Raw genomic sequence first — 23,229 nt, forward strand, 5'->3', positions numbered from 1 at the left:
GCGGCAATCCTGTAGCAATGTCGGTTCGGTTAGACCCGAAAAACCATGCCACGCCGGCGGGAGCCATGGCGGCGGCTGCACGTTGAACGACTTGAAGGAGTGCCCGTCATGATCCGCCCGTTGCTGCTCGCCGCCCTCATCGCCCTGCCGGCGGTCGCTTCCGCGCAGACCACCCCCGCCACCGGGACGGACGGGACGGCGGAGGCGGGCTCGCCGCCGCAGCGGGTGCGCAGCGTGACGCTGGGCGTGGGACAGAAGTGCCCGCAGAGCACGTCGACCGAGATCGTCGTGTGTTCGACGCTCGATCAGCCCTATCGCATCCCGAAGCAGTTCCGCGACAGCGGGCCGATCCCGGCGCAGAACCAGGCATGGTCGAACAAGGTGGCGGTGCAGGACCAGATCGGTCGCGCCGCGGCCGGGTTGCCGGATACGTGCTCGCCCGTCGGCACCGGTGGGCAGAGCGGCTGTGCGCTGATGCAGAACCGCCAGTGGGCGGCCGAGCGGCGTGCGCAGCGCGATGCGCAGGCGCAGATCCCCTGAGGCTGGGACTACTACGGTCCTAGTTCAGTTCGTCACCCCAGCGGAGGCTGGGGTCTCTTGCGGCTTTCGGCGCGCACACCAACCGGGAGATCCCAGCCTTCGCTGGGATGACGGATTGGCTGAGGTTTCGTCGGAGCGCGGTGCCTAGGGCCTACTGCCCGAACTGCCCATCCGCCGCGCGCGCTACGGCGTCGCGGGCGGCCGCGAGGATCGCTCCAGCCTTCGCTTCGCACTCGCGCTGTTCGTAAGCCGGCACACTGTCGGCGACGATGCCGGCGCCGGCCTGCGCGTGGATGGTGCCGTCCTTTACGATCGCGGTGCGCAGGACGATGCACGAATCCATCGATCCGTCCGGCGAGAAATAGCCGACGCCGCCGGCATAGGCGCCGCGCCGTTCGGGCTCGAGTTCGGCGATGATCTGGCAGGCGCGCACTTTTGGGGCGCCGCTGACCGTGCCGGCGGGAAAGCCGGCGAACAGGGCGTCGATCGCGTCGGCGGCGGGGGACAGGTCGCCCACCACGTTCGAGACGATGTGCATGACGTGGCTGTACAATTCGATACCGTAGCTCGACGTGACGCGCACCGTGCCCGGCGCCGCCGCCCGGCCGACGTCGTTGCGGCCGAGATCGAGCAGCATGAGATGCTCGGCGCGTTCCTTGGGATCGGCGAGCAGGCTTTCGCGATTCGCCTCGTCCTCCGCCGCGGTCTTGCCGCGCGGGCGGGTGCCGGCGATCGGACGGATCGTCACCTGACCGTCGCGGACCCGGACGAGGATTTCGGGGCTCGAGCCGATCAGCGCAAAGCCGGGCAGATCGAGGTGATAGAGGAAGGGCGAGGGGTTGATGCGGCGCAGGCTGCGGTACAGTTCGAACGGCGGCAGCGCAAACGGCGCGGAGAAGCGCTGCGCCAGCACCACCTGAAAAATGTCGCCCGCAGCGATATAGTCCTGCGCGCGGGTGACCATCGTCGCATAGTCCTGCGGCGCGATGGCGGGCGTATAGGCGGGCTCTTCGGGGTCTGCGGTGACGGGCGCCGGCAGCGGGGTATGCGCAAGGCGGGCGGCGACGTCGTCTAGACGGTCCTCCGCGGCCGCGACCAGCTTTTCCGGCGTGCGCGTGGCATCGGGCCATACCGGGGCGACCAGATAGAGGGCATCGGCGAGGCGATCGAACACGCAGATCACCGTCGGCCGGACGAATAGCATGTCGGGCAGGCCGAGCGGATCGGCGGCCGGGGCGTCGAGCCGTTCGACGAGGCCGATCGTCTCATAGCCGAAATAACCGACGAGGCAGGCGAGCGCGCGCGGTAATTCCGCAGGGACCTGACCCTGGCATTCCGCGACCAGCGCGCGCAGCGCGGCGAGCGTCGGCGTCCCGGTCGGCTGGAAGGCGGTGCGATCGGTGGCCCAGTGGCGGTTGATCTCGGCGGTGTCGCCATGCGCACGGAAGACGAGATCGGGCGCGAGGCCGATCAGGCTGTGCCGCCCGCGCGTCGCGCCGCCTTCGACCGATTCGAGCAGGAAGTCGCCGCGGCCCGGCTCGATGAGCTTAAGCGCGGCGGCGACCGGCGTTTCGGTGTCGGCGACCTGCCGCCGCCAGACGAACGCCGGGCGCCCGGCGGCGAGGGTCGCGATCGCCGCGGCGCTGGCGCTCATCTCAGTTGCCGGCGCCGGTAAGATCGGCGCGCACCTTGGCCAGCGCGGCCGCATCGGTCTTCACGCCGACGGCGTTGCGGACGGCGCGGGCGAACTGTTCGGCATATTCGCGGCCGACGAGCTGCGCGATGCTGGCGCGGGCACCGGCCACCGCCTGCGGCACGCCCTTGGCGTCGCCGGGCACGATCTGGTCGAGCTTGACGATCAGCCAGCCGGCATTGTTCGGCGCTTCGAGCAGCTTGGCATTGCCCTTGGCCATCGCGAACATCAGAGCGAGCGGCGCCTGCACCTGGCCCTGCGCGGACGCGAGCTGCGCGCGCGTCGCGACGGCGGGCTGGACCGGCGGCAGCGGACGGCCGGCGGTCGCCATCGCCTGCGCCAGCGGCGTGCCCTTGTTCACCTTGGCGAGGATGTCGGTCGCGAGCTTGCGCGCGGCGGCGCGGGCGCGATCGGCGGCATAGTCCGCGGCGACCTGTGCGCGCACCTGATCCAGCGGGCGCGGCGCGGCGGGGACGACACGGCCGAGCGCGACCACGGCGAAGCTGCCGTCCTGGCCGGTCGGCACCAGCTGTGCGGGGTCGCCCTCCGCCATCTGGAAGGCGGCACCGACGATCGGGGCGATCGCCGGATCGGCGGCGGTGCCGGGCGAATCGGGGTTGGTGCCGTTGGCGAGCAGCGCGGGCGTGGTGGTGGCGCTGAGCTTCTGGTCGGCGGTCACCTCGTCGAACGTCGCGCTCTTGCCGAGCGCATCGTCCAGCTTGTCATGCAGGTCCGACAGCGCGCGGGCGAGCTTGTCCTTCGACAGCGCGGCGATCAGTTCCGGCTTCGCCTGTTCCAGCGTCTTGCCGGGCGATTGTTCGATCGATTCGACCTTGGCGACGACCCAGCCGAGCGGCCCGCGCACCGGACCGATCACGCCGCCGCGCGGCGCGGCGAAGGCGGCGTCGGCGATCGCGGTGCTGGTCGTGCCGGCATAGGCCGACTTGGTGACGGCGGTCTGCGTCGCGGCTTCCAGGCCGGCGGCGCGGGCGGCGTCGGTCAGCGACGTGCCGCCCTTCACCTTGGCGGCGATGGCGTTGGCGCCGGCCTGATCGGCGACCACAACCTGCGCGATCGTGCGCTTTTCGGCAGCGGCGAAGCGCGGCGCCTGGCTCTTGTAGGCGGCGGCGATTTCGGCATCGGTCGGCGTGGCGGCGGCTTTCACCATCTCGGGCGTGACGCGGGCGTAGCGGATCACGCGGCGTTCCGGCACGGTGAAGCGCGCAACGTTGCGGCGATAGAAGGCCTGCAATTCGGCGTCGGTCGGCGCCGGGCCGCCGGCGAGCGCGGAGGCGGGGACGAACGCGATCTGGCCGGACCGCTTTTCGAGCATCAGCGAGGCATAGGGCAGCGCGATCTTCTGCGGCACCTGCGTCGCCCCCTGCGTCGGCAGCATCAGCTGCTGCGCGATGATGTCGCGCGCGATGTCGGTGCGGACCTGCGCGTCGGTCAGCTTCTGGTCGGCGAGCAGCTGCTGGTAGCGGACGGGATCGAATTGGCCGTTGGGACCGCGCAGGCCGGGGATGCCGGCGATGACGCCGTCGATCGACCGCTTGCTGACGACCATGCCCTGGTCCTGGCCGAAGCGTTCCAGCGCGACGCCGTTGATGGCGCGGTCCAGCGTGGATTGCAGGCCGCCCTGTTCGAGCAGCTGTTCCATGGTCAGCGTCGGGATGCGCTGGCGGGCGCCGGCCAGTTCGGTCTGCACGCGCTGGCGCAGCTCGGCGGGCGAGATCTTCGTGCCGCCGACGGTGGCGACGCTGCCGCCCGACAGGCTGGGGCCGTTGCCGGCGAGGCCGGTGATGTCGCCCGCGGCGAAGGCGAGCGCGATGACGCCCAGCACGATGAAGGTGACGACGACGCCGGCCTTGGAATTGATGATCCGGCGGAAGAAGCTGAGCATGGAGTGGCCGATCGTCCCTGTAAGATTTGGTCCACGCTTTAGGGGGGCAGTGCCTTGCCATCAAGCGCGCGGGCAGGCATGACGCGTTTAACGTGTAAAACGACTGATAAGGCAGGACGGGAGGTCGGATGACTCGGCGCAAGTTCGTGGCGGGAAACTGGAAAATGAACGGATCGCGCGCGGCGCTCGCCGAACTGGACGCGATTGCCGCCGCGGCAGAGGCAGCACCGGGGGTGGACGTGGCGGTCGCCGTGCCTTTCACGCTGATCGCGGGCGCGGCGGAACGGGTGCCCAACCTGTCGATCGGTGCCGAGGATGTGCATGAGGCGGACAGCGGCGCACATACCGGTTGCGTCTCGGCGGGCATGGTGGCGGAGGCCGGCGCGCGCTTCACCATCGTCGGCCATAGCGAGCGCCGGGCGGACCAGGGCGAAACCAGCCATGACGCCTGGGCCAAGGCCGCGGCGGCACGGCGCGCGGGGCTGCACGTCATCTCCTGCTGCGGCGAGACCGAGGCCGAGCGCGACGCCGACCGCGCCGAGCGTGTGGTGCAGGCGCAGATCGAGAAATCGGTGCCCGACAATGCCGATGGCAGCTGGTTCACGCTCGCCTACGAACCGCGCTGGGCGATCGGCACCGGCCGTACGCCGACGCTGGACCAGATCGCCGCGATCCATTCGATCGCCCGCGCCAAGCTGCGCCAGCTGGTCGGCGACGCGGCGGACGGGATCCGCATCCTGTACGGCGGATCGGTGACGGGCGATAACGCGGCAACGATCCTCGCCTGCGAGAATGTCGATGGCGCCCTGGTCGGCGGCGCGAGCCTGACCGCGGCGAAGTTCGTGCCGATCATCGAGGCGGCGGCGACGCTGTAACGCCCGATCGACGCTGCCAGTCAGCGTTGCGAAAGGCGCCATGCGACATCATCTGTCGCATGGTGACGACCTATGGCCCTTCGCAATACGGCGCTTCGCGGCGCGAGCGGATCGGTGCGGCGCTCCTGACCGGGGGCGTCGTGGCGACGCTGGGCTATGCCTTGGTGATGGGGCTGGCCTTTCACGGCGCGCCGCAGGCGGTGCAGCAGGCGTTGGCGACCTTTACCGTCATGCCCGATCCACCGCCGCCCGAACGCGTGGTGCCGCCGCCCAAGAAGATCAACCGGCCGAGCGGCAAGGCCTCGCCGCCGAACCTGCGCTCCAAGGCGACCGAGGTGACCGCGCCGGTGCCGATCATCCAGGTCGCGCCGCCGCCGCCGGTGATCGTCGCGCCGCTGCCCAATATCGGCGTGCAGGCCACCTCCGGCGCGTCGGACAAGCCGGGGCCGGGCACGGGCTCCGGCGGGATCGGCAACGGCAATGGCGCAGGTGGCGACGGCGATGGCGACGGCAGCGGCTGGGAACGCGTGCCGCGACTGATCAACGGGCGGATCAAGGGATCGGACATTCCCGATTCGATCCTCGACACCGGTTTTCGGGGCGTTGTGAGCGTCCGCTACCGGGTCGAGACCAATGGCCACGTCACCAATTGCCGGATCGCACAATCGAGCGGCAATGCGCTGATGGATCAGGCGACGTGCCGGGCGATCGAAAAGCGCTTCCGCTACGATCCGTGGCGCGATGCGGCGGGCAAGCCCGTGGCGTCGACCGTGTTGCGCGACCAGCAATGGGATATCGACCCGCCCGCGACCGATCGGTGATGCGTTGACAGTGCGGGCTCCGCGGCGCAGCTAGGCGACGGACACCGCTCCATCACCCGGCATGCGCACTGCCGCCGCTGCCCGACAGGATGAATTCCGATGGATGAGCCGGTTACGTTCGGGCGTGCGGCGCCGACAATCTGCGTGCGCGATATGCAAGCGGCCTTGCGCTTTTATGGCGGCGTGCTGGGCTTCGCGACCGTCTTCGAAAACGGCGATCCGCTGGGCTTTGCGGTGCTGAAGAAGGATGCGGCCGAGGTGCATCTGACCCGCAAGGCCGATCACGTCGCCTCCACGGCCAACGTCATGCACCTGTTCGTCGACGATGCCGATGCACTCTATCGCCGGCTGGAGTCCGCGGGCACGCGGATCATCAAGCGGCTGGCGGACAAGGATTATGGCCAGCGTGCCTTCGTCTTCGCGGACCCCGATGGGAACCGCATCGATGTCGGCGCGCGACCTCAACCGCGCGGATAGCGCGCCTTCAGCACCGCATAACACGCCCGCAGCGCATAGGCCTCGCCGCCCTTGGGCCGGCCGGGCTTGGCGGTCGGGCGCCAGGCGAAGACATCCATATGCGCCCAGGCGACGTCCTGCGGCACGAAGCGGCGGAGGAACAGCGCGGCGGTGACGGCACCGGCGAAGCCGCCGTCGGGCGCGTTGACCATGTCGGCGATGTCCGACTTCAGCATGTCGTCGTAGGCGCTCCACAGCGGCATCCGCCACAGCGGATCGCTGAGCGCATCGCCGGCGGCCAGGATATCGCGCGCCAGGTCCTCGTCGTCGGTGAACAGCGGCGGCAGATCGGGGCCGAGGGCCACGCGGGCCGCGCCGGTCAGCGTCGCGAAGTCGAGGATGAGCTCTGGCTTTCCTTCGCCCGCCTTGGTCAGCGCATCGCCCAGGATCAGGCGTCCCTCGGCGTCGGTATTGGTGTTCTCGACCGTCAGCCCCGCGCGGCTGCGCAGCACGTCGCCGGGGCGGAAGGCGTTGCCGGCGATCGCATTTTCCACCGCCGGGATCAGCAGGTGGAGCCGCACCGGCAGGCGTGCCGCCATCACGAGGCTCGCCAGCGCCAGCGCATGTGCGGCGCCGCCCATATCCTTCTTCATCAACCGCATGCCGGCGGACGGCTTGATATCGAGACCGCCGGTGTCGAACACCACGCCCTTGCCGACCAATGCGATGCGCGGATGCGCGGGGTCGCCCCATTCCAGCTCGATCAGGCGCGGATGGCGTTCCTTCACCGCGGCCTGCCCGACCGCGTGGATCATCGGATAGTCGGCGGCGAGCGTGTCGCCGCGCGTGACGGTGAGCGCCGCATGATGCTCGCGCGCCAACTTCTCGGCGGCCAATTCCAGCTCGGTCGGCCCGAGGTCGCCGGCGCCGGTGTTGACGAGGTCGCGGACCAGCGCGGTCGCGGCGGCGACGCGCAGCACCTCTTCGATCCCCGCCGCATCGCGGGTCAGCAGGATGCGGGGCCCGGTGTCGTCGGGGCGGCGATAGCGGTCGAAGCGATATTGCCCCAACACCCAGCCGAGCGCCGCCGGACCGATCTCGCCCGCGACGCGATAGGTGCCAGCCGGCAGCGTCTCGGCAAGCTTGGCGAGCGACCACGGGTCGGCGGGGCCGGCGATGGCGATGCCGTGGATGTCCTCGTCGACGAACACCGCCGCGCTGCCCGCCTTGCCGGTGAAGCGCTGCGCGGCGAGCGCGGTGCGCACCCGCTGCGGCTGGCCACCCAGCCACGCGTCATAGGCATCGGGGGCGATCAGGTCGATCGTGCGGGCGGCTTGTCCACGGTCGGGCTGGAGCAGGGTATCGGGCATGTCAGTTGGCCGGGAACACGAGGAATTGTTCGTAGCGCTGCGCGCCATCGGGTTCCGCGAAGGTCGCGATCGACAGCTTCCGGTCGGGATAGGTCACGACGTATCGGCGCTGGACGAAGCCACCGCGCAGCCGCTTGGGTCCGGCGAGTTCGAAGCTGGTCGGCGCGCCCAGCGGGGCGAGGCTGCTCTTATAGTCGGCGAGCACCTGCGGCGTGAAATAATAGGATGCATTGGGCGTCAGCTTCGACCGGTCGAGCGTGCCCGACCGCAGCGAATCGAACAGCGCGCGGGCCTGCGCGGTCTTCTGGACTTCGGCCGCATCCGCCGTCGCGGGCAGCACGACCTTCGCAATGCCATTGGCGATGGTGACGAAGGCGTCGCCGAAATCGGCGTTGGTCAGCACGACCACCGCCGCTTTCTGTTCGGGAAAGACGATGTTTTCGGACAGGAAGCCGACCGCCTCGCCGCTATGCTCGACATAGGGCACGCCGGCGCGCTTGCCGAGGCTGACGCCCAGGCCGTAATTGGTCGTGCTGCCGTCGTTGAGCAGCACCGGCTTTTCCTGCGCGGCCCAGTCGGCGGCGGGCAGCAGGCTGCGATCCATGCGCGCGACGTCCCATTTCGCGAGATCGGCGGCGCTCATCGACAGCTCGCCGGCGGCGAACAGCCAGCCCTCCGCGGGCGGCGGCGCGGCGCGGACCGGGCCCAAAGCATTGCGGTGATAGCCGACGGGGAAACCGTTGCCGACCGCCTTGTCCTGATCGATCGCCTTGATCCCCAAAGGCGCGAAGATGCGCCGTTGCAGGAAGGTCATCAGTGGCTCGCCCGCCGCCTTCTCGGCGATCATACCGGCGACGACATAGCCGGTGTTCGAATATTGCCACTGCGTGCCCGGCGCGAAATCGAGCGGCTTCTTCGCCCAGCGATCGACGATCGCCTGCGGCGTCGTCGGCTTTTCCATTGCGGCGAAGCTATAGTCCTGCGGCCAGTAATCCTGCAGGCCCGAGGTGTGGCTGAGCAACTGGCGGATCGTGATTTTGTCGCCGCCGCTGATCCCCGGCAGCCATTTGGCGACGGTATCGTCCATCGATAATTTGCCGTCGTCGGCGAGCAGCAGCAGCGCCGCGGCGGTGAACTGTTTGGAGATCGACGCGATCTGATACGGCGCGTCGGTGCGGGCGGGCACGCCCTTCGCCTGCTCGCCATAGGCCTTGACCAGCACGATCTTGCCACCGCGCACGATCGCGACCTGCGCAGACGGCGTGGCCGTGGCGGCGAGGCCATCGGCAACGACCTTGTCGACCGCAGCGAGTTCGGTGGGGGAGAGCGCCTGCGCCTGCACCGATGCGGGAGCGATGGCGAGCGCACAGGCTGCGGCGAATGTCGGGAGCTTCATCGCGCCTAGCTGCCACATCGGCCGCGATGGGCGAAAGTGAAATCGACGTCAGCGTTTGGGCCACGCCCATTGCGGGCCGAAGCGATCCTGCGTGTGCGTTTCGCCCAATTCCTTTTCCAGCGCGATGTCGCCGACGTCGCCGCTGGCGCGCAGCGCATCGAGCAAGGCGCTGCTGTGGGAGACAACGATGATCTGGCAGGAGCGGGCGGTGGCGGTGAGGAGTCGGGCGAGCGGCAGCAGCAAAGACGGGTGGAGGTTCGCCTCAGGCTCGTTCAGCACCATCAGCTCGGGCGGACGAGGCGACAGTAACGCTGCGACCAGCAGGACGTACCGCAGGGTGCCGTCGGACAATTCGCGTGCGTCGAGCGCCCGCAGCATACCGGGTTGGCGCAGGCCGAACGACGGACGAGCGCCCTCGCCACCGATAAGCGTGATCGTCGACCCGGGAAAGGCGTCGTCAATCGCCGCTGCCAATGCCTCCCCATCGCCAAAGAATTGGATGGTCGCGATCGCGGCAACGAGGTCCGATCCATCGCCCGCCATGACGGGCGTGTAGGTGACGATCTGCGGCCGCCGGACCGGTGCGTCCAAATCCGTCCGGAGGCTGTCGTAGAAGCGCCAGTTGCGCATGCGCTCACGCATCAGCAGCAACTCCAGGCCATCGACGGGATCGGCCGCGTGCGTGACCATCGATTCGAAGCCCGACAGGTCGATGGGGCTTCGCCGCCATTCGCCGGTGTCGGCCGTGCGCAGGTTGACGACGCGCCCTCGACGCTCGGCGAAGGCATTGGCGCGGCCGAGCCTTTCGCCCGTCCACATCGCCTCTACCTTGATCTCAGGATCGCCCGCGAAGCCGGTGCCGGGGATCGGCGGCCCGATATCGATCGCATAACCGAAGTCGGGCCCGGAGAAACCGAGCCTGAGGCTGACCGGTCCGGTCCGCACCGTTCCCTGCACAGGCACGCGCCCGGCGCGCATGTCGCGGCTGATCGTCTCAGGACCAGCCCATAACACCGACGCCAGTCCGCCGTCCTGGGCGAGCGAGGCGATGAGCCGGCCCTGCGCTACGTCGGCCAGCAGACGCAACGCGCGATGCAGGCTGGATTTGCCCGAACCATTCGGTCCGGTGACGATCGTTAGCGGCGATAGCTCCAGCGTAAGGTCGCGGATCGAACGATAGCCGCCGATCGCCAGCCGCGTCATCATCGCCATCGTCTCCCGCCGCAGACCGATGATCCTTGCAGGGGAGCGCTGCGACGTCCAGCGCGGACCGCTAAGTGCTTACGCCGGCACGCCGTACAGGTCGTGCTCGTCGGCGTCCTCGATCGTCACCGGTACGATATCGCCGACCGACAGATGGGCGGCGTCGCGCAGGAAGACCTGGCCGTCGATTTCGGGGGCATCGGCCTGGCTGCGGCCCGTTGCGCCTTCCTCGCCGACCTCGTCGATGATGACGGGCAGGGTGCGGCCGACCTTGGCGGCGAGCTTCGCGGCGCTGATCGCGGCGGTCTTTTCCATGATCCGCTGATAGCGCTCTTCCTTGACCTCCTCCGGCACCGGATCGGGCAGCGCATTGGCGGCGGCACCCTCGACCGGCTCGAAGCGGAACGCGCCGACGCGGTCGAGCTGCGCCTCGTCCAGCCAGTCGAGCAGATATTGGAAGTCCGCCTCGGTCTCGCCGGGGAAGCCGACGACGAAGGTCGATCGGATCGCGATATCCGGGCAGATGTCCCGCCACTGGTGGATACGCTGCAACACCTTGGCGTCGTTGCCGGGGCGCTTCATCGCCTTCAGCACCGACGGCGCGGCATGCTGGAACGGGATGTCGAGATAGGGGAGCACGAGCCCTTCCGCCATCAGCGGAATGACCTGATCGACATGCGGATAGGGATAGACGTAGTGCAGCCGCACCCAGGGCGCGATCTGGCCGAGTTCGCGGGCGAGATCGGTCATGTGCGGCACGACCTCGCGCCCCTTCCACATCCGCGGTTCCTTGCGGATGTCGATGCCGTAGGCGCTGGTGTCCTGGCTGATGACGAGAAGCTCGCGCGTGCCGGCGGCGACCAGTTTCTCCGCCTCGCGCAGGATGGCGTCGGGGCGGCGGCTGACGAGGTCGCCGCGTAAGCTGGGGATGATGCAGAAGGAGCAGCGGTGGTTGCAGCCTTCCGAAATCTTCAGATAGCTGTAGTGGCGCGGCGTCAGCTTCAGCCCGGCGTCGGGGATCAGGTCGATATAGGGCGACAGGTTCGCCGGCGCCGCCTCATGCACCGCCTCGACCACCTGTTCGTATTGATGCGCGCCGGTGACGGCGAGCACCTGCGGGAAGCGGGCGCGGATCACCTCCGCCTCTTTGCCCATACAGCCCGTCACGATCACGCGGCCGTTTTCCGCGATCGCTTCGCCGATCGCCTCAAGGCTTTCTTCCTTGGCGGAATCGAGGAAACCGCAGGTGTTGACCAGCACGACGTCGGCGCCGGCATAATCGGCGGACATCTGATAGCCGTCGGCGCGCAGCTGGGTGAGGATGCGTTCGCTGTCGACCAGATTCTTGGGACAGCCGAGCGACACCATGCCGACGCGCGGCGGAGAAGGAAGACGAGTTGCCATGAGAGCGCGCGACATAGTCGATTTCGCGCGCTTTTGCCAGATGGCGCGGCAGGGGCGGCCATTCGTCGCATCCGGGGGCGATGCCGCTCGACAGCCTGCCGCGCAGCCGCCACATCGAACCGACGGGAGTGATCGTGCATGCTGGCAATAGGATTGATGTCCGGGACGTCGCTCGACGGGATCGACGCGGCGCTGATCGATACGGATGGCGAAGGTGAGGTGCGGCCGCTGGCCTTTCGCGGCGAGCCCTATTCGGATGCGGCCCGCGAGCAACTGGCCGCGGCGACCGCGCTGGCGCTGACCTTCGATCGGCCGCGCGCTTCGCCCGATATCGTCGCGGCGGGCGAACTGATCGACCGGACGCACGCCTTTGCCGTTCACAAGCTGCTGCGCGATGCGGGCGTGGCGGCGGCGGACGTGGCGGTGATCGGCTATCACGGGCAGACCGTCGCGCACCGGCCCGATCGCGGCTGGACGTGGCAGATCGGTGATGGCGCGGTGCTGGCGCGCGCCACCGGCATTGCGGTGGTCAGCGATATGCGCAGCGCGGACGTTGCGGCAGGCGGGCAGGGGGCGCCGCTGCTCCCGATCTATCACGCCGCGCTGACGGCCGGGCTGGAGCGGCCGGTGGCGGTGCTCAATCTCGGTGGCGTCGGCAATGTCACCTTCGTCGGCGAGGATGGCGCGCTGGTCGCCTTCGACACCGGTCCGGCGAACGGCCTGATCGACAGCTGGGTCGAGGCGGAAACCGGCGCGCGCTATGACGCCGATGGCGCGCTTGCCGCGTCGGGGCATGTGGACGAGGCGGTGCTGACGGCGATGCTCGACCACCCCTATTTCGCCGCACCGTCGCCCAAGAGCCTCGATCGCAACGACTTCACCATTCAGCCGGCGCGCGGCCTGTCGGCGGCGGACGGCGCAGCGACGCTGACCGCCTTTACCGCGGCGACCGTGGCCGAGGCGCTGGACCAGCTGCCCGCGCGGCCGAAGCGCCTGATCGTCGCGGGCGGGGGCCGGCACAACCCGACGCTGCTGCGCATGATCGGCGAGCGCACCGGTATCGCACCGGAAGCCAGCGATACGCTCGGCTGGGACGGCGACGCGATGGAGGCGGAGGGCTTCGCCTATATGGCGGTGCGGACGCTGAAGGGGCTGCCGATCAGCTTCCCCGGTACGACCGGCGTGCCGCATCCGCTGCCGGGCGGCCGCGTCGATCGGCCCTGACGCTTATGCCCGGCCGTACTGATCGGTAGGGCGTCGGCCGCTCCTGGCGCTCGCGGTCAGGAAGGCGGCCATGCCGATCAGCTTGTGGCGCAGGCAGAACGTGTAGAATGCCCGAATGCTCTTATGCGCGCGGACCGGGCGTAGCAGGTCGAGACGTAGCGATCCGACGTCCTGCATGAGGTAGCGCAGCACCCGCCGGTCCTTGAACAGGAATTTGGCGTAGAGCGCGCCATCGCCGACGCTGTACCCCGCCAGCAGGGCGCGTTCCTCGGCGGCGAGCCGCCGTCCGTGGTGATGGTCGACGACGAAATGGGGCTCGTAACGCAGCGCGATCCCCGCGGCCTGCGCACGCAGCAGATAGTCGGTGTCCTCGGCGGCGCGGAACGGCGCGCCCGCGCCGAACCGCTCGTCGAAGGCGCCGACCCGGTGCAGCACGTCGCGCGTCATCGCCAGATTGGCGCCCATCACGAACCCGCCCGGAAACCGATCGGGCGTCGCGATCATCGGGTGGTCTTCCAGCTTGATCGTGATCGGCAAGTCATTGGGGTCGCCGGGCAGGATGCGGCCGCCGACGATGGCCGATCCGTCGAGCGCCGCGAAACAGCGGGCGAGCGCGATGAAATAATCGGGGTGGAGGCGGCAGTCGTCGTCGGTCATCGCGACGATCGCGCCGCGTACGGCGGCGAGACCCACATTTCGCGCGCGCGCCAGGCCGGGCCTGTCGCTCTGGAGCAGGTGGACGGGGAAGGACTGTTGCGCCTGCCATGCCTCCAGCCGATCGGCCGTCGCGTCGGTCGAGCCATTGTCGACGATGACGACCTCGATCGCCGGTGCCCCTTCCTGCGCGGCGGCGTGGGTGATCGAGGCGAGCAGGCGCGGCAAAGCGGCGGCGCGGTTGCGTGTGCAGACGAGCAGGCTGATCGCCGGGATGGCGGTCATGCCGCGACGGATCGCGGCGACGATGGCAGTGCGTGGAGCAGGCGCGGGCTGTCGCGGGTCCATGTCGCGACGTAGCGGCCGATCTTGCCGTAATCATTGTCGAAGACGACGTGGGGGATGTCGAGCAGCAGCGCGAGGATATGGCCGTGCAGGCGATCGGTGGCGACCGTCTGTCCGCGCGACAGCAGGCGCAGGCCACGCGCGACACGCGCCGTGGCGAGGGCGGCGTGGTCGCCGGTCAGGTGGTCGTCGTCTTCCAGCCAGTCGCAGACGAATGCGCCCGCCGGCAGCGCCGGAGTCTTGTCGACCCGCTCCTTGTCGGTGCGCATCAGCGCCAGCACCGGCACGTCCGGCTCCCGGCGCGCCTGCCCCCCCAGTGCGAAGGCGGAATCCGGGGCGAGCGAAGCGACCGTCCCAACCATCTGCTGCGCGATGGCGAGGCTGGCGGTGTCGCGTGCGTAGAGCGTCAGCTGCGGGTGCCGTGCCGCGATGCCTGCGAAGCGCACCGCTGCCGACGCATCGCGGAAGTGGATGGACTGCGGCAATTGCACCACGATGCGGTCGCGCAGCTGCTCGAGCACGGTTTCGCGCAACTGCTGGTGGTGCGGCCAGATATCCCCCAGATTGCCGCCCCCGTGCAGGAAGACGATGCCGTCCGGGCAGGCGTCGCGGAGAGCCTGTTCGTCGAAATCGTGCCACGTGCAGACATAGTCCGGATCGCGCCCGGTGATGCCGCGCAGCATGACCAGTTCGCCCAGCCAGATCGCACTGTCGCCGACATTGGCGTGATCGGGAAAGTCGAGCAGCGCATAGCGGCTGCCCAGCGTCAGGTGCCGGCGGTAGAGGGTATCGAGCGCGGCTCGCTGCGCCGCGACGACGTCGCTCATGCCGCCAGCCTGACGTCGCCGGCGATCACGGTGCGGTAGAGCGCTTCGCAGCGGTCGAGCCAGCGATCGTGCGTGAACAGCCGCTGCACGCGGTCGCGCGGGACGTCGGGGGGAATCGCCATCGCCTCGCGCATCGCCGTGGCCAGCGCGGCGACATCGCCCGGGGGCGCGAACCGGCCGGCGTCGCCGACGACCTCGCGCGCCGCACCCATGTCGAATGCGGCGACGGGCAGGCCGCACGCCATCGCCTCTGCCGCGACCAGTCCGAACGGCTCGTCCCAACAGGGGGTGAAGACGAACAGCGAGGCGCGGCCAAGCTCCACCGCCAGGTCCTCGGCGTTGCGGTGCCCGGCATAGACGACGCCGTCGCCGAGCAGCGGCGCGACCTCTGCCCCGTAATAATCGGGGTCCTCGATGCCCCCGAACAGCGTCAGGCGGATGCCGGCGGCGCGTGCGGCCTGGGCGGCGAGATGCGGCCCCTTGTTGGGCGTGATGCGCCCGCACCAGACCGCTTCGCCATTGCCGTGCGGGCGAAAGGGCCAGCGATCGATATCGATACCGTTGTGCAGCACCGATACCTCCGCCGGTGCGCCGTTCGGCCACCACGCCTCGCGCTGCCGCGCCGAGGTGACGGTCAGATGATGGCGCGGCGACGGGCTCTGCTGCACGAACCAGTGTAGCGCGTCATAGGGGGGCACGTGCAGCGAGGTGACGGTCGGCACCGCCTCCGTCCGGCGTTGCTCCAGCGGGAAGCGGTGCAGGCTGTTGTTGTGGACGACATCGAACCCGCCCGCCGCGATCCGGTCGCACGCCGCGGCATAGCCGGCGTCGAGGTGCGCGATCAGCGGCGCCGAGCCGCGATGCTCGGCCCAGGGAAAGGTACGCTCGTAATGCTCGGCGAGCACGGGATCGATCGCAAAGCGCGGATCGCTGTCGCCCGAGGCGAACAGGACGACGTCGTGCCCGCGATCCTGCAGCCCGGCGGCGAGGTGCCAGCAATGCGCCTCCATGCCGCCTGCGAACGGCTGCGCGATACGCTGGCGGACATGCGCGAGGATGGCGATCCTCACGCGGCGACCGCCTCCGGTGCGCGGGCGGCGGCGGCTTCCAGCTCGCGCAGAACGCGCGCGGTATTGGCATAGGGCTGATGGCTCTGCTGGCCGGTGAGCGCGCGGTCGCCGTCATGGGCTTCGCGCAGGATGCGGATCGGCCGGCCAGGCGTGTCGTCGATCAGCCCCATCAGGCGGAACGCGTGCAGCCAGTGACCCATCGTCCGATAGCCCCATTTCGCCTCGAACAGCTGCGCGTTGCGGACCACGCTGTCGATATGGTGGACGGGCGGCATGTGGTGCGGGTGATATTGGTGATAGGCGAGCCCGCCCTTGATCCACGCGATCGTGACGTTCGCCTGATCCAGCGTCTTGCCGAAATCGGTATCCTCGCCGCCATAGCCGACATAGCGTTCGTCGAAGCCGCCGACGCGCAGGAAGGTTTCGCGGCGCATCGCGAAATTGAGCGACCAGAAGCAGCGATAGTCGGCACACACTTCCAGCCCCTCCGCGGGCGGACCACGGCGATCCGAGTGCCGTTCGGCGACCGCGGCGAAGCCGGGATAGGACCAGTCGCCCGCCGTAGCGCCGCCCGGCAGATACATCACCTCGCCCATCAGCAGGCCGTCGAACGTGGCGGCGAAGCCGGCGTAATCGGCGACCAGCTCCGGCGTCGGAATACAGTCCATGTCGAGGAACACGAGCACCTCGCCCTGCGCCGCGCCCGCTGCGACGTTGCGTGCCATCGCGAGCGGCAGCGCATCGGCGTCGATTCGGATCTGGCGGATGGGAAAGGGCGCGTCGGGCAGGTCGTAGAGCGTGTCCTGCATCACCGCGACGATCAGCTCGGTCGGCCGCATCGTCTGCTGCGATAGGCCGCGCACGACGTTGACGAGGTGATCGGGGCGGCCCTTCGCCAGGGTCACGACGGAGACGGAGGTCATAGGATGCGGGGCTCCAGGGAGAGGGAAGGAGTGGCGGCGAGCGGCGTCCACAACCGGTCGGCGAGCGCTTCGAGCCAGAGGGCGGCGCGGTCGGCCGGCGTGTCGTCGATCATCGCGCGCTGGCGGTCGGGGCGGTGGTCGCGCAGCGTGTCGGCCAGTGCCGCGATCCAGCCATGCGCTGACGAAGGCAGGTGCGGCCTGACGGTCGCGACGCCGGCGGCGGCGAGTGCGTCGGCCTTGCGATGCTGTTCGTCGAAATAGCGCCATTCCGGCACCGCCAGCCATGGCCGGCCCGACGCGAGGATCTGCTGGCAGGTGGTGTTGCCGGTCGAGGCGATGACGAGGTCCGCCGCCGCGATATGGTCGGCGGCATCGTCCACCCAGCCGCGATGCTCGACATTGGCGGGCTCGGTGGCGTGCCAGTCGCGCTGGACCTTGCCGATCGTGATCCAGCGTGCGGCCGGGCGCGCGCGCGCACCGACGCCGATCGGCGCCTGCGCGAAGCCATCGCCGCCGCCCCCCGACAGGACGAGGATCATCTCTTCGTCCGCGCCGATGCCGATCCGCTGCCGCGCGACCTCGCGCTCGGGCACGCGGACATCGACGCCGAGGCCGCCGGCGAAACAGGTCCGCGCGCGCAACGCTGCATCCCAGTCGGGCTGCGCGAGGTCGGCGTGGAAGGGCGCGAGCAGTCCGGCCGCGCCCTCATAAGCTGCGCGGTGGCCGGCATCGCCGCGGTCGCCGTGTTGCAGCACCTTGACGTGTGGCACCGAACAGATGCGCGACAGCTGCGCGATCTCGGCGGAGACGTCGCAGATCATCAGTGCGGGATCGGCGCTGTCGAACCACCCCGCCAGCACGGCCATCGCGCGGCGGATGCCGGGCCAGCCCAGCGGCGCGCAGTGCAACGTCTGCGGCGTCGGCACCCAGTCCATCGTCGTCGCCTCGTCGCCTGTGGCTTCGAACAACGAGGGCAGGCGGACGATGTCGACCTGCGGGGGCAGCGCGGGAAAGATGTCGTCGCGCGCGCAGAAGATCGTCATCGGTCGCGTCGGCGGCAGCGCGTTCGCGATCGCGGCGCAGCGTTCGGCATGGCCGCGACCCTGATGATGGACGAAATAGCCGAAGGGGCGCATCATGCGGCCACCGGCACGGGCAGGTCGGCCGGGGACGCATCCGCCAGCCCCAAGGTCGCCAGCCCCTCCAGCACGCCACCGGCATGATGGCGCCGCACGCGCAGCAGGCCGGGGCGTGGCGACAGATGGGCCAGCTCGCCCCCCGCATTGCCGACGACGATGGCATGACCGCACGCCGCCAGCATGTCGGCGTCGTTGCCGCTGTCCCCCGCCGCGATACAATCCGCCAGCGTCAGGCCGCGCCGGGCGGCATAGGCCGCGATCGCCTGTGCCTTGCCGCCGGTGGGGGCGAGCACGTCGATCAGGCGCCCGTGCGAGAAGATGACGCGTGCCGCCAGCCCCGCTGCCGAGAGCGCGCCGCGGATGCGGCCGGCGTCCGCTGCGCCGCCGTAGAAGCTGATCTTGTGCGGCCCCGCCGTCGCCGCCGGTTGCGCCGTCACGCCCAGCGGCGCGAGCGTTGCGGCGACGGCCTCGCGATCCCATCCTGCGTCGAGCGTGCGCGCATACTCCGCGCAGGCGCGCCAGCCGCCGGTTCCATCGGGCAGCATCAACCGGGTGCCGACATCGACGATGAAGGCATCGGGCTGCGGCAGGCGCCAGCGCTTCAGGATCATCCGCGCCGCATCGAAGCCGCGGCCGGTGGCGATGATGAAGGGCAGGGGGCTCGCCGCCCGCCACACCGCGAAGGCCCGTGCGCCCTCGACGCAGCCGGTCAGCGTATTGTCGATGTCGCAGGCGAGTAGTCGTGGTGCGGCGAGGTCGCCGTACAGCGCGCAGGTCGCGGCCGCATAGCGATGCCAGCAATACAGATCAGCACGGGTGCGCGCAGCGGTGGCAAAGGCGAGATGCCGGGTTGGATCGCCCACGATCGCGCGGATTGCCGCACCGATCGCGGCCGTATCCTCAGGATCGATCAGCACGCCATGGCCGATCGTGGCGACGATATCGGCGGGACCGCCGTTGCGCGTCGCGACCACCGGCACGCCCGCCGCCGCCGCCTCGACCAGCGTCAGACCGAAGGGTTCATGCAGCGCCGGGTTGACGAAAACCCCGCCGCGCGCCGCCCGCGCATATAGCGCCGCCACGTCATCGGCATCGTGCTGCGGCGGCAAGGCGATGCGGCCGCGCATGCCCGGCCGGTCGGCGATCGCCTGCAACTCAGCCAGCGATGCCCGCTCGTCGGCCGAGGCATAGGCATGTTGCCCGGCCAGAATGACGAGGTTCGCCTGTGCCTGTAGCGCGGGATCGTCGGCATAGGCGCGAGCGAGCGCTGCGAGGTTCTTCTTCGCGACGGGCCGCGCGATGGCGAGGATGATCGGCAGGTCCGGGCACTCGAACCAGTCGCCCAGCCGGTCGGCCAGCGTATCCGGCCCCGGCACGCAGTCGCGGCGCGGCACGCCGGGCGCGACGACGGTCACCCGGTCGCCCAGCGCAACGCCATAACCGCCGACCTGACGCGCCGCCTCTTCCTCGGTCGACACCACGATCGCTGAGGCCCCTTCGATCGCGGCGCGTTCGGCGGCGATCCGGGCGTCGAGGCCGGGGCATTCCAGGCGCTGCATCCGCTTGTCGATGCCGAGCGCGTGCGGCGTGTAGACGAAGGGGATGCCGAATCGACGCTGTGCCGCCATGGCCACGGCGGCGGCATCGGCGAAATGCGCGTGAATCACGTCGGGGCGCCGCTCTTCCCGTTCGATCATTTCGCAGAACGCCTCGGTGAAGGCGGCGAGGTCGGCGCCCAGCGCCTCCTTCTCGAGGTAGCGATGGTCTGCGGTCGCGATCCGGCGGATCGTCACCTTCGGCGCGACGACCTCCTCCGCTTGCGCGTGGACGGGATCGAGCCGTTCGTCGGAGAAGCAGCGTGTGACGATCGTCACCGCATCGACATCGGAGCGCAGCGCCTGATGGCATGCCGCATCGAGGACATAGGCGATATGGCCACCGGTATCTGCCGTCACGCCGAAATTGACGGGCGGCGCCTTCAGACAACCGCCGAGCGCCAGATGTACGATGATCACGAGCGCCCCTTTTCGCTTTATCGGGGCTCAACGACAGTTTGGTCGATTTGTATCCAGCGGGAAACACGAGAAATACTATTTAGCGCAACGACTTATTGGTTCCGTCACACCCTCTGTTTTTCGTATAGACGCAGATCAATCCGCTTCTTGCCTCATAGCGATCGGGGGCGGCGTGCGACTATTGATCCATTACTGTCTTATCGTGGCATTCGTGCTCCAGGAACGTCAATCGTCGGGGCCAAAACTGCGGCAGAATGGCGAGTTGAACGCCCGGTCAGCGCGCCGATAGACGGTCTCGGACAAACTGCGTCATACAGTGCGCCGCCTCCCAATCCTCCGGCGCTCCGCCGAAACCGCCATGGGGCATGGCTTCGAAGACATGGAGGTCTGCAGGAACCCCGGCCGACACGAGCCGGCGGTGCATGCGCACGGTGTTGGACAGGAACAGGTCGCGCGTGCCCGTCAGAAGGAAGGTCGGGGGGAAGTTGGCGACGTCACCGAACAGCGGTGACACGAGAGGGTCGCTGAGATCGGCCCCGCCCGCATAGAGCCGATTGCTCGACATCAGCGACGTCGGCAGCATCCCGTCCATGCCGGCGTTGACCACGAAACTGTCGCCACTCTCCGTCAGATCGACCTGCGGCGACAGCAGGACCAGCCCGGCCGGCGGCGGCAGGCCCTCCGCCTTCGCGCGCAGCAGCATCGCGGCGGCGAGATTGCCGCCGGCGGAGCGTCCGCCAACGACGATCCGTTCGGCCGGGTACGACCGAAGCGCAGCACGATAGGTCGCCAGGCCATCGTCGAGGCCCGCCGGGAAGGGGTGTTCGGGCGGCAGGCGATAGTCGACGCTCCAGACGCGTAAGCCCAATTGATCGGCCAGCGTTCGCGCGCCGTGCCGACACCCCTCGCCACCACCGAAGACCAGCGCACCGCCGTGCAGGTCGATGTACACAGCGTCCTCGGCGATCGGCGCAGCGGGCGTGGCGACATGGACGACCGCATCGTCGCACCGGATCGTCTCGACCGCGGCGGTGGGCGCGTCCGAGGCCGCGGCCAGCATGCGCGCATAATGGGCATCGACCGATGCCTTGACTGCCTGCCACCCCGCCACGTCGTCATGGTCCGGCATCGTGAAATGCGCGTTGACCGGCACGCCGTCCGCGTCGATCAGCCGCTCCAGCGCCGCCTGCGCCTCGGGGCTGATCGAGTTGGGCGACGGAATGTCTCGCGGCGTCAGCCGGATCGAACGTGGGCGTGCGGTCATGGGGCGGTCCAGCGGCTTCGGCCCCTGCCGGTCGGTCCGGCGGCGGGCGGGCAGGGGCGCGTGTGGACGTCCGTCCGGCGTATGTCGAGGGCGGGGCTCGAACGCCGTGCACGCTTACCTCATGCCTGCCGGTCGCGGATCAGCGTCGCGACGACCGACGGATCGGCGAGCGTCGAGGTGTCGCCGATCGTGTCGATCGCGCCTTCCGCGATCTTGCGCAGGATGCGGCGCATGATCTTGCCGGAGCGGGTCTTGGGCAAAGCGGGGGCGAACTGGATCGCGTCGGGCGTCGCGACCGGGCCGATCTGTCGCCGGACCCAGGCGCGCAAGGTGCCGCGCAACGCCTCGTCCTCCGTCGCGTCCGCGTGGAGCGTGACGAAGGCGTAGATGCCCTGGCCCTTCACGTCGTGCGGCATGCCGACGACGGCAGCCTCCGCGACGCTGGGATGGGCAACGAGCGCGCTCTCGATTTCCGCGGTGCCGAGGCGGTGGCCGCTGACGTTGATGACGTCGTCGACGCGGCCGGTGATCCAATAATCGCCGTCCGCATCGCGGCGGCAGCCGTCGCCGGTGAAATATTTGCCCGGATAGGTGGTGAAATAGGTCTGGATGAAGCGGTCGTGATCGCCCCACACCGATCGCATTTGGCCGGGCCAGCTATCGGTAAGGACCAGATTGCCCTCCGCCGCACCGTGCAGGACACCGCCCTCGGCGTCGACCAGCTCCACCTGGACGCCGGGCAGCGGCTTCGTCGCGGCACCGGGCTTGGGATCGGGCGTGTGGGGCAGGGGACAGATCAGCACGCCGCCCGTCTCGGTCTGCCACCAGGTGTCGACGATCGGGCAGCGGCCGTCGCCGACGACGCGGTGATACCAGGCCCAGGCCTCCGGATTGATCGGTTCGCCGACGCTGCCGAGCAGGCGCAGGCTGGTGCGGCGGTGGCGGGTGACGTGATCGTCGCCTTCGCGCATCAGCGCCCGGATCGCGGTCGGCGCGGTGTAGAGCACGCTTACCCCGAGCCGGTCGACCGTATCCCAAAGCCGCCCGTGGTCGGGATAATTGGGCACGCCGTCGAACATCACCGTCGTCGCACCGTTGGCGAGCGGACCATAGACGACATAGCTGTGCCCGGTGACCCAGCCGATGTCGGCGGTACACCAGAAGACGTCACCGTCGCGGTGGTCGAAGACGTCGCGGAACGTCTTGGCGACCCACAGCAGATAGCCGGCGGTCGTGTGGAGCACGCCCTTGGGCTTGCCCGTCGATCCGCTGGTGTAGAGGATGAACAACGGGTCCTCGGCCTCCATCGCCACCGGCGGGCAGTCGGGCGAGGCGTCGGCGATCGCCGCGTCCAGCCACAGATCGCGGCTAGGCGTCATCGCGATATCGCCACCGGTGCGGCGCAGGACCAGCACATGCTCGACCGAGGGGCAGGCGCTGAGCGCGGCATCGACATTGGCCTTCAGCGGAATGCGACGGCCGCCGCGGCAGCCTTCGTCGGCGGTAATGACCAGTTTCGATCCGCAATCGCGGATCCGGTCGGCGAGCGCGTCGGAGGAAAAGCCGCCGAACACGATCGAATGGATCGCGCCGATCCGCGTACAGGCGAGCATCGCCGCCGCCGCATCGGGCACCATCGGCAGGTAGAGCGTCACGCGGTCACCGCGTCCGACGCCAAGCGACGTCAGCACATTCGCCATCCGGCAGACGCGATCGTGCAAGGCGCGATAGGTGATGCGCGCGCTTTCGCCGGGTTCGTCGCCTTCCCACAGGATCGCGACCTGATCGCCCCGCGTCGCCAGATGCCGGTCGAGGCAATTGGCCGATACGTTGATCTGGCCGCCGTCGAACCAGCGGATCCGGAAATCGTCGGCCGCGAAGGACACGTCCTTCACCGTATCGAACGGCCGCATCCAGTCGAGCTGTGCGGCCTGATCGCGCCAATAGGCATCGGGCGTCTCGATCGCGGCGCGGCACTGGTGCGCATACTCGGCAGGGCCGATGCCGCCGGAACGTGCAGGGGTCGCTGGAACGATATCGCGCATGAGGCGGCCTTTCGTGACGCGGGCTGCGCATCCGGCGGGAATGCACAGCCCGTCGATGCGGT

Annotated in this window: 19 protein-coding genes; 5 read left to right on the forward strand and 14 right to left on the reverse strand. The window is 69.4% G+C overall.

The window, feature by feature from the left end:
* The first annotated feature begins 108 nt into the window (after positions 1 to 108).
* Positions 109 to 540 (forward strand): hypothetical protein, encoded by a 432-nt coding sequence (locus SPHME3_RS0110805; RefSeq protein ID WP_017979148.1) that lies wholly within the window; start codon positions 109 to 111, stop codon positions 538 to 540.
* 151 nt (positions 541 to 691) lie between these two features.
* Here the strand turns inward: SPHME3_RS0110805 and trpE are convergent, their stop codons facing one another.
* Complete coding sequence (gene trpE, locus SPHME3_RS0110810; protein WP_017979147.1) at positions 692 to 2,194, reverse strand: anthranilate synthase component I; 1,503 nt, start codon at positions 2,192 to 2,194, stop codon at positions 692 to 694.
* A gap of 1 nt (position 2,195) precedes the next feature.
* A complete protein-coding gene (locus SPHME3_RS0110815) occupies positions 2,196 to 4,136 on the reverse strand; it encodes a peptidylprolyl isomerase (RefSeq protein WP_017979146.1) in 1,941 nt (646 codons plus the stop codon).
* 128 nt (positions 4,137 to 4,264) lie between these two features.
* Between SPHME3_RS0110815 and tpiA the strand changes: the two genes are divergently transcribed.
* The 3 genes from tpiA to SPHME3_RS0110830 all read left to right on the forward strand — a co-directional run bounded on the left by tpiA (position 4,265) and on the right by SPHME3_RS0110830 (position 6,309).
* On the forward strand, positions 4,265 to 5,011 hold the full coding sequence (tpiA, locus tag SPHME3_RS0110820; protein WP_024310564.1) for a triose-phosphate isomerase: 747 nt from the start codon (positions 4,265 to 4,267) through the stop codon (positions 5,009 to 5,011).
* A 59-nt stretch (positions 5,012 to 5,070) separates the two neighbouring features.
* Complete coding sequence (locus SPHME3_RS0110825) at positions 5,071 to 5,832, forward strand: energy transducer TonB (protein ID WP_017979144.1); 762 nt, start codon at positions 5,071 to 5,073, stop codon at positions 5,830 to 5,832.
* Positions 5,833 to 5,931: 99 nt separating this feature from the next.
* Positions 5,932 to 6,309, forward strand: a complete 378-nt coding sequence (locus tag SPHME3_RS0110830) for a VOC family protein (protein WP_017979143.1) — start codon at positions 5,932 to 5,934, stop codon at positions 6,307 to 6,309.
* Here SPHME3_RS0110830 and SPHME3_RS0110835 read toward each other — a convergent pair.
* The 4 genes from SPHME3_RS0110835 to rimO all read right to left on the reverse strand — a co-directional run bounded on the left by SPHME3_RS0110835 (position 6,294) and on the right by rimO (position 11,661).
* Positions 6,294 to 7,658 carry a leucyl aminopeptidase family protein gene (locus tag SPHME3_RS0110835; protein ID WP_017979142.1) on the reverse strand — a complete coding sequence of 455 codons (1,365 nt, stop codon included), beginning with the start codon at positions 7,656 to 7,658 and terminating at the stop codon, positions 6,294 to 6,296. The genes SPHME3_RS0110830 and SPHME3_RS0110835 overlap by 16 nt on opposite strands.
* A 1-nt stretch (position 7,659) precedes the next feature.
* Positions 7,660 to 9,072, reverse strand: coding sequence for a serine hydrolase domain-containing protein (locus SPHME3_RS0110840; protein ID WP_017979141.1), 1,413 nt, complete (start codon positions 9,070 to 9,072; stop codon positions 7,660 to 7,662).
* Between the two features lie 30 nt (positions 9,073 to 9,102).
* Positions 9,103 to 10,260: an AAA family ATPase gene (locus tag SPHME3_RS0110845; protein WP_024310563.1), complete on the reverse strand. Its 1,158-nt coding sequence runs from the start codon at positions 10,258 to 10,260 to the stop codon at positions 9,103 to 9,105.
* Positions 10,261 to 10,335: 75 nt separating this feature from the next.
* Positions 10,336 to 11,661, reverse strand: a complete 1,326-nt coding sequence (gene rimO, locus SPHME3_RS0110850) for a 30S ribosomal protein S12 methylthiotransferase RimO (protein ID WP_024310562.1) — start codon at positions 11,659 to 11,661, stop codon at positions 10,336 to 10,338.
* Between the two features lie 138 nt (positions 11,662 to 11,799).
* Here rimO and SPHME3_RS0110855 point away from each other — a divergent pair, with 138 nt between their 5' ends.
* Positions 11,800 to 12,885, forward strand: a complete 1,086-nt coding sequence (locus SPHME3_RS0110855) for an anhydro-N-acetylmuramic acid kinase (RefSeq protein WP_024310561.1) — start codon at positions 11,800 to 11,802, stop codon at positions 12,883 to 12,885.
* Between the two features lie 3 nt (positions 12,886 to 12,888).
* Here the strand turns inward: SPHME3_RS0110855 and SPHME3_RS0110860 are convergent, their stop codons facing one another.
* The 8 genes from SPHME3_RS0110860 to acs form a co-directional block, all read right to left on the reverse strand.
* On the reverse strand, positions 12,889 to 13,824 hold the full coding sequence (locus SPHME3_RS0110860) for a glycosyltransferase family 2 protein (RefSeq protein WP_017979137.1): 936 nt from the start codon (positions 13,822 to 13,824) through the stop codon (positions 12,889 to 12,891).
* Positions 13,821 to 14,711 (reverse strand): polysaccharide pyruvyl transferase family protein, encoded by an 891-nt coding sequence (locus tag SPHME3_RS0110865; RefSeq protein ID WP_020486525.1) that lies wholly within the window; start codon positions 14,709 to 14,711, stop codon positions 13,821 to 13,823. Before SPHME3_RS0110865 ends, SPHME3_RS0110860 begins: the two co-directional genes overlap by 4 nt.
* On the reverse strand, positions 14,708 to 15,781 hold the full coding sequence (locus tag SPHME3_RS0110870) for a glycosyltransferase (protein WP_017979135.1): 1,074 nt from the start codon (positions 15,779 to 15,781) through the stop codon (positions 14,708 to 14,710). Before SPHME3_RS0110870 ends, SPHME3_RS0110865 begins: the two co-directional genes overlap by 4 nt.
* On the reverse strand, positions 15,778 to 16,704 hold the full coding sequence (locus tag SPHME3_RS0110875; protein WP_017979134.1) for a galactosyltransferase-related protein: 927 nt from the start codon (positions 16,702 to 16,704) through the stop codon (positions 15,778 to 15,780). Before SPHME3_RS0110875 ends, SPHME3_RS0110870 begins: the two co-directional genes overlap by 4 nt.
* Positions 16,701 to 17,843: a glycosyltransferase gene (locus SPHME3_RS0110880; protein WP_017979133.1), complete on the reverse strand. Its 1,143-nt coding sequence runs from the start codon at positions 17,841 to 17,843 to the stop codon at positions 16,701 to 16,703. Before SPHME3_RS0110880 ends, SPHME3_RS0110875 begins: the two co-directional genes overlap by 4 nt.
* Complete coding sequence (locus SPHME3_RS0110885) at positions 17,840 to 19,858, reverse strand: HAD family hydrolase (RefSeq protein WP_017979132.1); 2,019 nt, start codon at positions 19,856 to 19,858, stop codon at positions 17,840 to 17,842. Before SPHME3_RS0110885 ends, SPHME3_RS0110880 begins: the two co-directional genes overlap by 4 nt.
* 274 nt (positions 19,859 to 20,132) lie before the next feature.
* Positions 20,133 to 21,122, reverse strand: coding sequence for an alpha/beta hydrolase (locus SPHME3_RS0110890; protein WP_017979131.1), 990 nt, complete (start codon positions 21,120 to 21,122; stop codon positions 20,133 to 20,135).
* 119 nt (positions 21,123 to 21,241) lie between these two features.
* Complete coding sequence (acs, locus tag SPHME3_RS0110895) at positions 21,242 to 23,167, reverse strand: acetate--CoA ligase (RefSeq protein ID WP_017979130.1); 1,926 nt, start codon at positions 23,165 to 23,167, stop codon at positions 21,242 to 21,244.
* Positions 23,168 to 23,229: the final 62 nt, after the last annotated feature.

It is taken from the genome of Sphingomonas melonis DAPP-PG 224 (assembly GCF_000379045.1).
In the GTDB taxonomy this organism is placed as follows: Bacteria; Pseudomonadota; Alphaproteobacteria; order Sphingomonadales; family Sphingomonadaceae; genus Sphingomonas; species Sphingomonas aquatilis.